Source organism: Streptomyces sp. NBC_01551, from assembly GCF_026339935.1.
Lineage (GTDB): Bacteria > Actinomycetota > Actinomycetes > Streptomycetales > Streptomycetaceae > Streptomyces.
Genome location: NZ_JAPEPX010000001.1, coordinates 6021888 through 6034865 on the forward strand (window position 1 = coordinate 6021888; position 12978 = coordinate 6034865).

The following is a 12978-nucleotide window of genomic DNA, read 5'->3' on the forward strand; positions in this document are numbered from 1 at the left end:
TCACTCCCCGGGGGCGGGGCGGAGGGCCACCAGCTCCGCCAGCTCGGCGTCGGTCAGTTCGGTCAGCGCGCCCTCACCCGCCGCGAGAACGGAGTCCGCGAGGGCCCGTTTGCGCTCCAGCAGCCGCGCGATCCGGTCCTCCACGGTGCCCTCGGCGATCAGCCGGTGCACCTGCACCGGCCGGGTCTGGCCGATCCGGTACGCGCGGTCGGTGGCCTGCTCCTCGACGGCCGGGTTCCACCAGCGGTCGTAGTGGATGACATGGCCGGCCCGGGTCAGGTTCAGCCCGGTGCCCGCAGCCTTCAGGGACAGCAGGAAGACGGGCACCTCGCCGGACTGGAAGCGTTCCACGAGCTCCTCGCGGCGGGCGACGGGCGTGCCGCCGTGCAGGAGCCGGGAGGGGATCCCGCGGCCGGCCAGGTGCTTCTCCAGTATCCGGGCCATCGCCACGTACTGGGTGAAGACGAGCACCGAGCCGCCCGACTCGCCCTCCGCGAGGATGGTGTCGAGGAGTTCGTCCAGCAGCTCCAGCTTGCCGGAGCGGGCGCCGGTGTCCTCCTTGAGGTACTGCGCCGGATGGTTGCAGATCTGCTTCAGGGAGGTCAGCAGCTTGACCACCAGTCCGCGCCGCTCCATGCCGTCCGCCTGCGAGATCGCGGCGAGCGTCTCGCGGACGACCGCCTCGTACAGCGCGGCCTGTTCGCTGCTGAGGGAGACGGGGTGGTCGGTCTCGGTCTTCGGCGGCAGCTCGGGTGCGATGCCGGGGTCGGACTTCTTGCGCCGCAGAAGGAACGGTCGTACGAGCGCGGCGAGGCGGGCCGCCGCCTGGGGGTCGCGGCCGGATTCGACGGGCTCGGCGTAGCGGGCGCGGAAGGTGCCGAGCCGGCCGAGCAGGCCGGGCGTGGTCCAGTCGAGGACGGCCCACAGCTCGGAGAGGTTGTTCTCGACCGGGGTGCCGGTGAGGGCGACGCGGGCCGGGGCGGGGATGGTGCGCAGGGCCCTGGCGGTGGCGGAGCGCGGGTTCTTGACGTGCTGGGCCTCGTCGGCGACGACCATGCCCCAGCGGACGGCGGCGAGTTCGGGCGCGTCGAGGCGCATGGTGCCGTAGGTGGTGAGGACGAAGCCTGCGGCGGGGTCGTGGGCGCCGTGTGGGCTGTGGGGATGTGGGCCGGGCAGGGCGCGGCCGGCGCCGTGGAAGCGGCGCACCGGGGTGCCGGGTGCGAACTTCTCGATCTCCCGCTGCCAGTTGCCGAGGAGGGAGGCCGGGCAGACGACGAGCGTCGGGCCGGCGGTCGCGGGGTCGCCCTGGCGGTGCAGGTGTAGCGCGATGAGGGTGACGGTCTTGCCGAGGCCCATGTCGTCGGCCAGGCAGGCGCCGAGGCCGAGTGAGGTCATCCGGGACAGCCAGCGCAGGCCGCGCAGCTGGTAGTCGCGCAGGATGGCGCGCAGCTCGGCGGGAGCCTGGAAGTCCTGTGCCGTGTCCTTCTCGGGATCGGCGGCGAGCAGGGCCCGCAGCCGCTCCAGGTGACCGGTCGCCTGTACGTCGATCCGCGCGCCGTCGATTTCGGCCGACCCGGTGAGTACGGCGGCCAGCGCGTCCGCGGCCGCCACCTCGTGGTCCCGGCGGGCGCGGGCCCGGCGGGCTTCGGCCGGGTCGATCAGCACCCACTCGTCGCGCAGCCGGACCAGGGGCCGGGTCGCCTCGGCGAGGCGGTCGAGTTCGGCGCGCGTCAGGTCGTCGCCCTCGCCGAGGGCGTGGTGCCAGGAGAAGGAGAGCAGGGCGCCGGGGGAGAGGAGGCCGGGGAGGGCGGAACCGGCGGAGGCTGCCGTGCTCGGGCCGCCGACCACGGCGCGGGTGGTGAGGGTACGGGCGAGCCCGCGCGGCCAGTGCACCTGCACCCCGTCGGCGGCCAGGGCCCGCCCGGCCTCTCCGAGCAGCTCCGCGACCTCCTCGTCGGCGAGCGGGACGGCGTCGGGGACGGCCGCGCCCAGCAGGGGGTTCAGCGGCGGCCAGAGCCCGGCGGCCCGGCGCAGCGCCCGGAGGGCGTCCATCCGGGTGCGCGGAGGGAACCCGGCCGCGGCGGCTCCGGCACCGGCCCAGACGTCTGCGGCGTCGGCGACCAGGGCGGCGTCGGCCAGGCTGTGCAGCTGGAGCACGGCGCGGAAGGTGGCGGTCTCGGGGGCTCGGTCGGCCCGGTCGGCTCGGTCGGCCCGGTCGGTGCCGTCGGCTTCGTCGGTTGCGCCGGCGGCCTTGTCGACCTCGGCGATGCCGTCGACCCTGCTGATGCCGGCGACCTCGGAGACTCCGCTGACTCCGTCGACCCCGGCGATGCCGTCGAGCTCGATACGGAGCGAGAGGCGGACGCCCGCGTCGTGGCCGGCGGCCACCTCGGCGGCCCAGTCGCGCAGCCCGGGGTACGGGCGGGGCGCGCGGCCGGCGTAGGCCTCGCCGTCCGCGGCGGCGGGTGCGGCGGGGAGCGCGGCAGGGTGTCGGCGACGGCGTCGAGGAAGGCGCGCAGCAGCGGCTCCGGCGCGGGGAGGCGGAGGGCGAGGTCGGGGCCGCAGTCGCGTCCGGGGCCCGGGCCGGCACCGGGGCCCGGTGCGGCGCTGTCGCCGAGCGGCCCGGCGAGCGGTACGCAGTGCGCCCCGGGCGGCATCGCGGCCGCCAGCTCTCGGATCTCCGCCAGGTCGGCGGCCTCCAGGGGGCCGATCCGCCACGCGTCCTGGTCGGTCGGACTCAGCCCGGGCAGCAGGAGGCCGCGGGCCGCGAACCGGAGCGCGAGCAGCGCGGCGGCGCCCCAGAAGGCGGTGGGGCCGGTGGGGGCGGCGGCCCGGGCGCGGGTGAGGAAGGGGAGGGCGGCGTCGACGGGCAGCGCGAGCGCGCGGACGGATTCCCTGCGCAGGGCGGGCGTGACGACGGTGATGTCCTCGGTGGTGCCGTGCGGCGCGAGGGCGCAGAGGGCGGCGAGGGCCGCCAAGGCGGTCGGGGCGGTCGCGGCCGTCAGGGCTGCTTGAGCTGCCGAAGCCTCGCCGAGGCCCGGGGCGTCCTTCCCGGTGTCCGGCGGCCAGAAGGCGATTCGGCCGTCGCGGGGCGGGTCCGCGGGCAGGAAGACGGCGGAGCAGTGGATGAGGCCGGAGATCTCGGGGAGCACGCATTCCTCAAACTTGACTACCGGATGCAGAGTGGCCGAGGGTACCCCACGGGAGGGGCCGGGGGCCGCGAGCGGGCCCGTGAGGCGGGTCACTTCGAGACCCGTCCGAGTCACGGGGAACGCGCGGCCGGGACGGCACGTTGTGAGGAGTAGTGGCCGACGCAGGAGGAGGTGTCCGCAGATGTCCACACGCGGAAAAGTCGCGGTTGCCGGAGTCGTGGCAGCCATCGTGTTGTTCTGGGCGGTCGGGTTCTGGGCAGGGCTGCTGGTCCTGATCGGCGTGCCGACGGCGGCCTACTTTCTCCTGGACTCCTCGCAGCGGCGTCGGATCCGGGGCATGTCAAGGAAGCAGATCGGCCGCTGACGGCGGCCTTGGGGGGAAGTCCGATGGGCACCGCACAGGTCGCGGCGGTCAGCAGCAACGGCGTGTACTCGTTCACCAAGCCCAACCGCGAGAGCATCACGCTGATCGCCGGGCTCGGCGTCGAGGGAGACGTGCACGCGGGAGTGACGGTCAAGCACCGCTCGCGCGTCGCGCAGGATCCGACCCAGCCGAACCTGCGCCAAGTACATCTGATTCACCGCGAGCTGTTCGACGAGGTGGCCCTGGCCGGGTTCAGCGTCGAGCCGGGGCAGCTCGGCGAGAACGTGACCACGGAAGGCATCGATCTGCTCGGCCTGCCGACCGGCACGCTGCTGAGCCTCGGCGAGGAGGCGGTGGTCGAGGTGACCGGGTTGCGCAACCCGTGTCTCCAGATCGACAACTTCCAGGACGGGCTGCTCAAGCAGGTCGTCCTGCGGGACGACGAGGGCCGGCTGATACGCAAGGCCGGAATCATGGGCGTGGTCCGCCAGGGCGGCACCATCCAACCCGGCGACCCCATAGCCGTGACCCTGCCCCCGACCCCGCACACCCCGCTCGACCGCGTCTGACACCCCGGAGCCGGGCGGCGGCGTCCTGCGCGAGGTCAGTAGTAGTCGCGCATCAGGGTCGTCGCCCACTCGGGCTGTCGGACCTCGCCACGCGGGCCGAACTCCTCCATGTACGGCTTGATGTCGAGCACCGGGGTGCCCTCCACCGCGTCCAGGCCCTCCACGTGGAGGGCCAGGCCGTCCACCTTCACCACCCGGCAGCGCGAGACGCCCAGCCGGTTGGGCCGGTTCTTGCCGCGCTGGGCGAAGATGCCCACCAGCGGCCACTCCGGGTTGCCCCGGGGATGCCGCGCACCCGTCTCGATCTTGTCGGCCGGCACCCGGTCGAAGTGGTAGACCACCTCGACGTGCGAGAAGTCCGCCAGCCCGTACAGGGCCTCGGGCCCGAACCGCGTGCCGTCCAGCCGGATCACGGCCGTCTCCCGGCCCCAGTCGTCGTCGACGACCTCCGCGCGGCCGCCCACGACCACCGCCACCGCTTCCGACTCCACCCGCACCATGTCCCCCTCGTGTTTCGGCCCGGACCGAGGCCCCGGATTCCCGACCGCGGTCAGTCTCTCAGGCCGGCCGTACCGCGACGCGGTCCAGCGCTGCCAGCAGGTCCAGCAGCTCCGGCAGGTCCGCGAGCCCGTCGTGGGGGACCGCCAGCACCTCGCTCGGCTCCTCGTCGAGCAGCACGAACGCCGTGTCGTCCGTCCGTGCCACCAGCGACCAGCCCGGCCCGTCCACGCGCAGCGTCCGCGCACCCTCGCCCGCGAACGAGGACCGTACCCGGCCGGGCGGCGGCGGCTTCTCCGTGTACTCCTGGGCCTCCTTGAGCGCCCGCGCCAGCCCGGGGTGCGCGGCGGCCGCCGCGCCGCCGTCCGTCGCGACGCGCTCGCGCCATTCGCCCCACTCCCGGGCGATCTGGTCCGCGCCCATCCGCCGCTGCACCGGCCCCCACGCCTCCGCCGAGGGCGGCGCCAGCGGCACCCGACCCGTGCCGTCCGCGCCCTGTTCCGGATCGTGCGGCTCCGGGATCCCCGTGGCCGAGACGGTCAGCTCCAGCGGCCAGCCCGCCAGCGAGACCACGATCGTCCGCTCGTCCGGCGACAGGTCGTACTCCATCCCGCAGTCCCAGGAGGCGATGGCCGCGGCCACGAGCGAGACGTCGTCCACGACGACCGTCCAGCGCGCGCCCTCCTCGTCCTGGCCGAGCACCAGCCCGTAGCCCTCCGGGGCCGCCGGCACGCCCAGCAGCGAGCAGGCCTCCGGAAAGTCGTCGCCCAGCACGCCCGGGAACTGCGCGGGGGTCATCAGTACGGCGGTCAGCACGTACAGGGACCCGCCGTCCTCCTCGTCGGACACGTAGCCTCCCGGTCGCTCTCTCGTCGGCGCACCCTAACCAGCGGGTAACCGTCGCGTCGAGAGGCGGCGGGACGCGATTTTCAAGCCCGCTACCTGCACGTAGAGTTGGGAACCCGCCACAGAAAGGGACACCCGGTGCAGCGTTACGACCGGCTGAGGGAGATCCTCCGGCTCGATCCCGACCAAGACTTCCTCGCCATCTACCGGCTCACCGCCACTTACGAGTTCCCCTGGGACTTCGCCCGGGCCCTGGAGCTCGCGCTGTTCCGTACGTACGCCGTTCCCGCCATCGGGGGCCTGCTGGCCGAGACCGCCGAGTTCACCGAGCGCGCCCAGAAGCGCTACGACGACACGGCGCTCCTCCTCGACGCGGTCGTCGAGCACGGCTTCGACAGCGACACCGCCCGCACCGCGATCCGCCGCGTCAACCAGATGCACCGCAGCTACGACATCGGCAACGAGGACATGCGCTACGTCCTGTGCACGTTCGTGGTGATTCCGGCGCGCTGGCTGGACGCCTACGGCTGGCGACCGCTGACCCACCACGAGCGCCGGGCCTGCGCGAACTACTACGCCACTCTCGGCCGCCACCTGGGCATCACGGACATCCCGGGCTCCTACGAGGAGTTCGAGACCACCCTGGACGCCTACGAGGAGGCCCACTTCGGCTGGGACGAGGGCGGCCGCAAGGTCGCCGACTCCACCATCGAACTGATGGCCTCCTGGTACCCGGCCCCGCTCGCCCCGGCCGTACGGGCCCTGAGCCTCTCCCTCCTCGACGAGTCGCTGCTCTCCGCCTTCCGCTACGAGCCCCCGCGGGAGCCGGTCCGGCAGCTGTTCCGGGGCGCCCTGCGGCTGCGCGGCCGCGCGGTACGGCTGCTGCCCCCGCGCAAGGCCCCGCACTACGCCCGGCAGAATCCGGAGATCAAGGGCTACCCGCACGGCTACGACGTCGGCGAGCTCGGCACCTTCCCGGTGCCCGGCCTCGGCGGCTGCCCCGTACCGCACCCGCGCCGCCCGGCCGGCGCGGACGCCCAGCCCTGACCTGACGGCCCTCGACCCGGCAGCCCTCGGCCTGACGGCGCCCGACGGGACCGCCCCGGCCCCACCGGACACCCCGGCCCGAGCGGCGGCCCCGGCCGGTTCAGGCGCGGCGTACCGCGAGCACAAGGAAGCGCTCGTCCTCGTCGGCGTACGAGGTCATGTCCCAGCCCGACGCGGACAGCAGCGGGCCGAGGTTGTGCTCGGCCCGCAGGTCGTCCGGGGTCAGCTCGCGCCCGTGGCGCGCGGCCAGGGCGGCGCGCCCGATCGGGTGGAACAGTGCCAGCCCGCCTCCCGGGCGCACCACCCGGGCCAGCTCGCGCAGGTTCGCCTCCGGATCCGGCAGGTGCGCGATGAGCCCGGCGGCGAACACGGCGTCCAGTACCGCGTCACGCAACGGCAGCCGGGCCACGTCCGTGAGCAGCAGCGTGCCGTCGGCGGCCCGCCCGGCCTGCCGTGCGGAGGCCAGCATCTGCGGGGTGACGTCGGCGCCGAGTACCGTTCCGCCGGGTCCGACGGCCGCCCGCAGCGGGGTCAGCGCCCGCCCGGTCCCGCAGCCCGCGTCGAGCACCCGGTCGCCGGGCCGCAGCCCGAACTCGGCCACGGCGGTCGCGAAGGCGGGCTCGTCGTCCGGGAACTTCCGGTCCCAGTCGGCTGCACGCGCTCCGAAGAACTCCTGCACGTGTGTGTGGTCTTCGCTCATGTGGACATGATCCCCCACCGGCACACTCCTGCGGTCCGTGTGCAAGGTGGTACGCGGTGTGATCGAAGAAGAACGTAGCTCTGTCATATTCCAGCAGTTCCAGCTGCTTTCGAAATGCTCCCCTTGTTCGCGCCCTCACCCGCACTAGCGTCCCGTGGCCATGGGACACCTGGACCACGCCGCTTACGGCTTGTTGACACCCGTGCTGTCATACGTGATGGCATCCATAGGCGCCGCCCTCGGGCTGCGCTGCACCGTGCGCGCGCTCGCCGCGACCGGACCCTCCCGCCGCAACTGGCTCATCACCGCGGCTTCCGCGATCGGCTCGGGCATCTGGACGATGCACTTCGTCGCGATGCTCGGCTTCAACGTCACCGGCACCGAAGTCCACTTCAACGTGCCGCTGACCGTCCTCAGCCTGCTCGTCGCCATGCTCGTCGTCGGCGCCGGAGTCTTCGCCGTCGGCTACGGCAAGGCGCGCGGCCGCTCGCTCCTCCTCGGCGGACTGACCACCGGGCTGGGCGTCGCCAGCATGCACTACCTCGGCATGGCGGCCCTGCGACTGCACGGCGAGGTCACGTACGACCCGCTCACCGTCACGCTGTCCGTCGCCATCGCCGTCGTCGCGGCCACCGCCGCGCTCTGGGCGGCCCTCAACATCAAGGCCCCGGTGGCCGTCGCGATCGCCTCGCTCGTCATGGGAGCCGCCGTCACGAGCATGCACTACACCGGGATGATGGCCGTCGCCGTCCGGGTCACGCCCTCGGACGCCGCGTTGCCCGGGGTCACCGCCATGCAGTTCATCTTCCCGCTCGCCGTCGGGCTCGGGTCCTACCTCTTCATCACCTCCGCCTTCGTCGCGCTCTCCCCGACCGCCGACGAACTCGCCGCCTCGGCCTCGGTCCGGCACCTGGGCGGACGCGCGGCGGCGCAGCACTGAGCGGGACGCGCTACCCGCGCGGCGGCCCCCTCGTAGGACCGCACCCTCACCCCGCAGCTGCACGGCCCCCCGCACCCCTCGCACAGCCCCCGCCCCGCACCCACCGCGTATCGACGTACAGCCGAACCGCCGAACCGCCGTACTCCGAACCGCCGTACCTCCCCGGAACGAGGAGCCCATGCGCACACCCCGCAGAAAACCGGAAGCAGCGGCGCCGCGGCTGCCCGCGCCCCCGGCGCGCGGCCGCCGGGCCCACGCGGGGCCGCCCGCCGAGGAGCCGGCCGACGACCGTGAGGCCTCCCACCCCGCCCCGGCCGGCGCATCCGACGGCAGACCGCCCCGCCCACGGCTCCGGCTGCGTCCCCGTACCGTCCGCGCGAAGATCGTCTCGCTGCTGATGGTCCCGGTGGTCTCCCTGCTCGCCCTCTGGGGCTTCGCCACGGTCAGCACCGCCCAGGACATCTCCCGCCTCAGCCGCGTCCAGCGCGCCGACGAGCAGATCCGCACCCCCCTCGCCGCCGCCGTCACCGAACTTCAGGCCGAACGCCGCGCGGCCGTCCGGCTGCTGGCCGACCCCGCCGCCGACCCGGCCGCCGCCCTGGAACAACAGGCCGGGCGTACGGACGCCGCCGTCCGCCGGCTCCGCCTCGGCGACAGCCACACCGTGGCGGACTCGGGGGACTACCCCGCCGAGGTGGGCGTCCGCCTCGACGCCTTCGTCGCTGCCGCCGAGGCGCTCGGATCCGCCCGCAAGGACATCACCGGCCGCCGGCTCAGCCCGTCGGCCGCCTACGAGGTGTACGGCAAGGTGGTCGATGCCGCGTTCGTCGTGGACGGCGCCCTCACCGGTGGCCGGCACGCCGAACTCGGCCCCGACGCCCGCATCCTGCTGGAATTCGCCCAGGCCAGGGAACTGCTCGCCCGCGAGGACGCCCTGCTCGCCTTCCCCGGCCCGCGCAACGCCGAAACGCTTCGCCGGCTCTCCGGCGCCGTCGAGGCCCGCCGCGCCCTGACGGCCGCCGCCACCGGTGACCTGCCCGCAGCCCAGCACGACACCTGGCAGTCCGTCGCCAAGAGCGCCGCCTACGCCGACCTCACCGGGGCCGAGGACAAAGCCCTCGCTGTCGGCACCGGCCGCGACTCGGCCACCGCCCCCGCAGGCTGGGACGCCGCGTACACCGGCATCGCCGCCTCGATGCGGGAGATCGACGGCGCCGTGCGCGCCGCGGCCGCCGACCGCGCCGACCCCTTCTCCGAAGGCGCCCTGAGCCCGGCCGGAGCCGCCGTACTGCTCGGCCTGGCCGCCGTCGCCGCCTCGCTCGTCATCTCCGTCCGCATCGGCCGCACCCTGGTCGTCGAACTGGTCTCGCTGCGCAACACCGCCCTGGCGATCGCGCACCGCAAACTCCCCGACGCCATGGAACGGCTGCGCGCCGGGCAGGACATCGACGTCGACGCCGAGACCCCGCCCGGACCGCCCGCCGAGGACGAGGTCACCCAGGTGGGCCAGGCCCTCTCCACCGTCCACCGGGCCGCGCTCGGCGCCGCCGTCGAACGCGCCGAACTCGCCAGCGGGGTGAGCGGCGTGTTCGTCAACCTCGCCCGCCGCAGCCAGGTCCTCGTGCACAAGCAGCTCACCCTGCTCGACTCGATGGAGCGGCGCGCCGACGACCCGGGCGAGCTCGGCGACCTCTTCCGGCTCGACCACCTCACCACCCGCATGCGGCGGCACGCGGAGAGCCTGATCATCCTGTCGGGCGCCGCTCCGGGCCGCGCCTGGCGGACCCCGATCCCGCTCACCAACGTCGTACGGGCCGCCGTCTCCGAGATCGAGGACTACCCGCGCGTCGAGGTCCGCCAGCTCGCCGAGGCCGCCGTCGCGGGCGCCGCGGTCGCGGACCTGACGCACCTGCTCGCCGAACTCATCGAGAACGCGACCCAGTTCTCCCCGCCGCACACCAAGGTCCGCGTCAGCGGCGAGCCCGTCGGCGCCGGCTACGTCCTGGAAGTCGAGGACCGCGGGCTCGGCATGGGCCGCGAAACCCTCGACGACGCCAACCGCCGCATCGAACAGTCCGAGGCGCTCGACCTCTTCGACAGCGACCGGCTCGGGCTCTTCGTGGTCAGCCGGCTCTCCGCCCGCCACGGGGTGAAGGTGCACCTGCGCACCTCGCCCTACGGGGGCACCACCGCCGTGGTGCTGCTGCCGAACTCCCTGCTCCAGGGCGCGATCACGGCCGGCCCGGCCGAGCCCGCGCGCACGGCTCACGATGCGCGGATGGCTCCCGAAGCGCGCACGGCCCCGGTACGGCGCCCCGCACCGCGCCCCGCACCCCACTCCGAACCGCAGCCCCAGCCCCGCCCCGAGCCCCGTCCCGGGCCGGAACGGCCGGCCCGAGCGATCCGGCAACCCGCCATCAGCGTCGTACGGGAGGACGCGCGGGCGATCCAGCCCGCGGCCCCGGCGGCGCCGGCGGCCTCGGCCCCCACCCCGGGCCAGGCCGCTCGGAGCCCCGAACCGGAGGATCCGCGTCCCGCCCCGGTGGCCCCGCTCCGGCCTCGCGGCCCCGGCGGCACGGTCACCCGTACCCAGGCGGCACCGGCCGCCGCCCCCGCCGCTCCCGTCAGCACCAGCAGCCCCAACGGCACCGCCCACCCCGCCGCCCCGGTGGCCGACCTGCCCCGCCGGGTACGCCAGGCCAGCCTCGTCCCGCAGCTGCGCGAGGCCCCCGCCCCCACGGAGCCGGCCGGGGCGCGCGGCCCCGAGGACCCGCCGGGCCGCAGTCCGGAGCAGGCCCGGGACCGGATGGCGGCCTACCGGGCCGGCTGGGCCCGGGGTTCGCAGGAGAACTCCCCCCACGCAGGCAGCGAAGGAGAACAGCGATGATCGAGCACCACCGCATCGACCTCGACGGCGTCCGCAGGTCCGGCGAGCTGGACTGGCTGCTGGACGACCTGGTGGTCCGGGTCCGCGAGGTCCGCCACGCCGTGGTCCTGTCCAACGACGGGCTGGCCGTGGGCGCTTCCAGCGCGCTCAGCCGGGAGGACGCGGAGCACCTGGCCGCCGTGGCCTCCGGGTTCCACAGCCTCGCCAAGGGCGCGGGCCGGCATTTCCACTCCGGGGGCGTGCGCCAGACGATGGTGGAGATGGACGACGGGTTCCTCTTCGTCGCGGCCGCCGGGGACGGATCCTGCCTGGCCGTCCTCAGCGCCGCCAGCGCGGACATCGGCCTGATCGCCTACGAGATGGCCCGGCTGGTCAAGCGGGTCGGGGAGCACCTGTACACCCCGCCCCGGTTCGCGGCGCGCCCGCCGGCCGCCGGTTGAGCGGGGCGGACCGGCACATGAACGGCCAGTGGTACGACGCCGAGGCGGGCCCGCTCGTCCGCCCGTACGCCATGACCGGCGGGCGCACGAAACCGGGACCGCACGGGGTCCGGTTCGACCTGATCGCGCTGGTGGTCGTGGCCCCCGACGGCAGCGGTGACGGCGCCGACGGGGCGGCCGAGTCGCTGCTCGGGCCGGAGCACCGGGCGCTGCTCGGGCTGTGCCGGTCCGAGACCCAGTCGGTGGCGGAGCTGGCCGCCGACGCGGACCTGCCCGTGGGGGTGGTGCGGGTCCTGCTGGGGGACCTGCTGGAGGCCGGGCACGTCAGGGTCAGTCGCCCCGTGCCGCCCGCGCAGTTGCCGGACGAGCGGATTCTGCGGGAAGTCATCGAGGGATTGCGAGCGCTGTGATGGGACTGGACGACAACGGAACGGACGGATCCGGGGTGGAGGCGGACGACGACGAACTCGCACCGCTCGCCCTGAAGATCCTCGTGGCGGGCGGCTTCGGCGTCGGGAAGACCACGCTGGTGGGCGCCGTCAGCGAGATCCGCCCGCTGCGGACGGAGGAACTCCTCAGCCAGGCGGGTGAACTCGTCGACGACACCGGCGGGGTGGACCAGAAGACCACCACGACCGTCGCCATGGACTTCGGGCGGATCACCATCCGGTCCGGGCTGTCCCTCTATCTGTTCGGCACGCCGGGGCAGGACCGCTTCTGGTTCCTGTGGGACGAGCTCTCGCAGGGCGCGCTGGGCGCGGTGGTGCTCGCCGACACCCGGCGGCTGGAGGACTGTTTCCCGGCGGTGGACTACTTCGAGCACCGGCGGATCCCGTTCGTGGTGGCCGTCAACTGCTTCACGGACGCCCGGCGTTACGGGGCGCACGAGGTGTCGCGGGCGCTGGACCTGGACCAGGGGACGCCGGTGGTGCTGTGTGACGCCCGCGACAAGGACTCGGGGAAGGAAGTGCTGATCAGGCTGGTCGAATACGCCGGGCGGGTGCACACCGCCCGGCTGCTCGACTCGGTGGGACCGCAGGCGGGTTCCGTGTGAGAGGGGCGCGGCGGGCCGGTCAGTCGGCCACGCCGGCCACCGAGACCACCTTGTCGATCCGGACCCGGACGAGGAGCTCGCCGGGCACGCCGTTGCGGCGGCCGAAGGACTCGGCGAGCTCCTCGCCCATGTAGCGGGCGGCGATCCGCGTCGCCCAGTGGACCATCGCGTCGCTGTCGTCGGCGTACTCGCTGATCTCGGCGCGGCCCTGGAGGACCACGTAGGAGAAGGGCGGGGTGTCCACGTCCACGCACAGGGCGACCCGCCCGTCACGGGCCAGATTGCGCCCCTTGACGGTGTCCTTGCCGGTGTTGAACACGAAGGAATCGCCGTCCAGGACGAACCAGATGGGGGCGATGTGCGGGCTTCCGTCCGCGCGGACGGTGGAGAGCTTTCCGGTGCGGGTGGAATGCGAGACGAACGCCCGCCATTCCTCTTGAGTCATCTTCTTCGCCATGGGGACATCCTCCTTGCCCGAAAC

13 protein-coding genes are annotated in these 12978 nt (G+C 74.2%); 8 read left to right on the forward strand and 5 right to left on the reverse strand.

The features are described from left to right. Positions 1-2388, reverse strand: coding sequence for a DEAD/DEAH box helicase (locus OG982_RS27185; protein ID WP_323139284.1), 2388 nt, complete (start codon positions 2386-2388; stop codon positions 1-3). Positions 2389-3333: 945 nt separating this feature from the next. Here OG982_RS27185 and OG982_RS27195 point away from each other — a divergent pair. Both OG982_RS27195 and OG982_RS27200 read left to right on the forward strand, forming a co-directional pair. Next, positions 3334-3516: a hypothetical protein gene (locus tag OG982_RS27195; protein ID WP_266949523.1), complete on the forward strand. Its 183-nt coding sequence runs from the start codon at positions 3334-3336 to the stop codon at positions 3514-3516. A gap of 23 nt (positions 3517-3539) precedes the next feature. Beyond that, complete coding sequence (locus tag OG982_RS27200) at positions 3540-4085, forward strand: MOSC domain-containing protein (protein ID WP_266782455.1); 546 nt, start codon at positions 3540-3542, stop codon at positions 4083-4085. Between the two features lie 35 nt (positions 4086-4120). Here the strand turns inward: OG982_RS27200 and OG982_RS27205 are convergent, their stop codons facing one another. Both OG982_RS27205 and OG982_RS27210 read right to left on the reverse strand, forming a co-directional pair. After that, entirely contained in the window at positions 4121-4585 is a 465-nt protein-coding gene (locus OG982_RS27205) for an SAM-dependent methyltransferase (protein ID WP_266949524.1), read from the reverse strand. A gap of 58 nt (positions 4586-4643) precedes the next feature. Continuing rightward, entirely contained in the window at positions 4644-5432 is a 789-nt protein-coding gene (locus tag OG982_RS27210; RefSeq protein ID WP_266949526.1) for a hypothetical protein, read from the reverse strand. A 135-nt stretch (positions 5433-5567) separates the two neighbouring features. Between OG982_RS27210 and OG982_RS27215 the strand changes: the two genes are divergently transcribed. Then, entirely contained in the window at positions 5568-6476 is a 909-nt protein-coding gene (locus tag OG982_RS27215) for an oxygenase MpaB family protein (RefSeq protein ID WP_266782449.1), read from the forward strand. A 100-nt stretch (positions 6477-6576) separates the two neighbouring features. Here OG982_RS27215 and OG982_RS27220 read toward each other — a convergent pair whose 3' ends face one another. Continuing rightward, positions 6577-7176, reverse strand: coding sequence for a class I SAM-dependent methyltransferase (locus tag OG982_RS27220; RefSeq protein WP_266782447.1), 600 nt, complete (start codon positions 7174-7176; stop codon positions 6577-6579). Positions 7177-7336: 160 nt separating this feature from the next. Here OG982_RS27220 and OG982_RS27225 point away from each other — a divergent pair, with 160 nt between their 5' ends. The 5 genes from OG982_RS27225 to OG982_RS27245 all read left to right on the forward strand — a co-directional run bounded on the left by OG982_RS27225 (position 7337) and on the right by OG982_RS27245 (position 12497). Next, on the forward strand, positions 7337-8116 hold the full coding sequence (locus tag OG982_RS27225; protein WP_266782445.1) for an MHYT domain-containing protein: 780 nt from the start codon (positions 7337-7339) through the stop codon (positions 8114-8116). Between the two features lie 178 nt (positions 8117-8294). After that, a complete protein-coding gene (locus tag OG982_RS27230) occupies positions 8295-11003 on the forward strand; it encodes a nitrate- and nitrite sensing domain-containing protein (RefSeq protein WP_266949528.1) in 2709 nt (902 codons plus the stop codon). Next, positions 11000-11443 carry a roadblock/LC7 domain-containing protein gene (locus OG982_RS27235; RefSeq protein ID WP_266782441.1) on the forward strand — a complete coding sequence of 148 codons (444 nt, stop codon included), beginning with the start codon at positions 11000-11002 and terminating at the stop codon, positions 11441-11443. Before OG982_RS27230 ends, OG982_RS27235 begins: the two co-directional genes overlap by 4 nt. Before the next feature lie 17 nt (positions 11444-11460). Then, a complete protein-coding gene (locus tag OG982_RS27240) occupies positions 11461-11853 on the forward strand; it encodes a DUF742 domain-containing protein (protein ID WP_266782439.1) in 393 nt (130 codons plus the stop codon). Continuing rightward, entirely contained in the window at positions 11853-12497 is a 645-nt protein-coding gene (locus OG982_RS27245) for an ATP/GTP-binding protein (protein WP_266782437.1), read from the forward strand. Before OG982_RS27240 ends, OG982_RS27245 begins: the two co-directional genes overlap by 1 nt. Before the next feature lie 19 nt (positions 12498-12516). Here OG982_RS27245 and OG982_RS27250 read toward each other — a convergent pair whose 3' ends face one another. Continuing rightward, entirely contained in the window at positions 12517-12954 is a 438-nt protein-coding gene (locus tag OG982_RS27250) for a PPOX class F420-dependent oxidoreductase (protein WP_266949530.1), read from the reverse strand. Between the last annotated feature and the right edge of the window lie 24 nt (positions 12955-12978).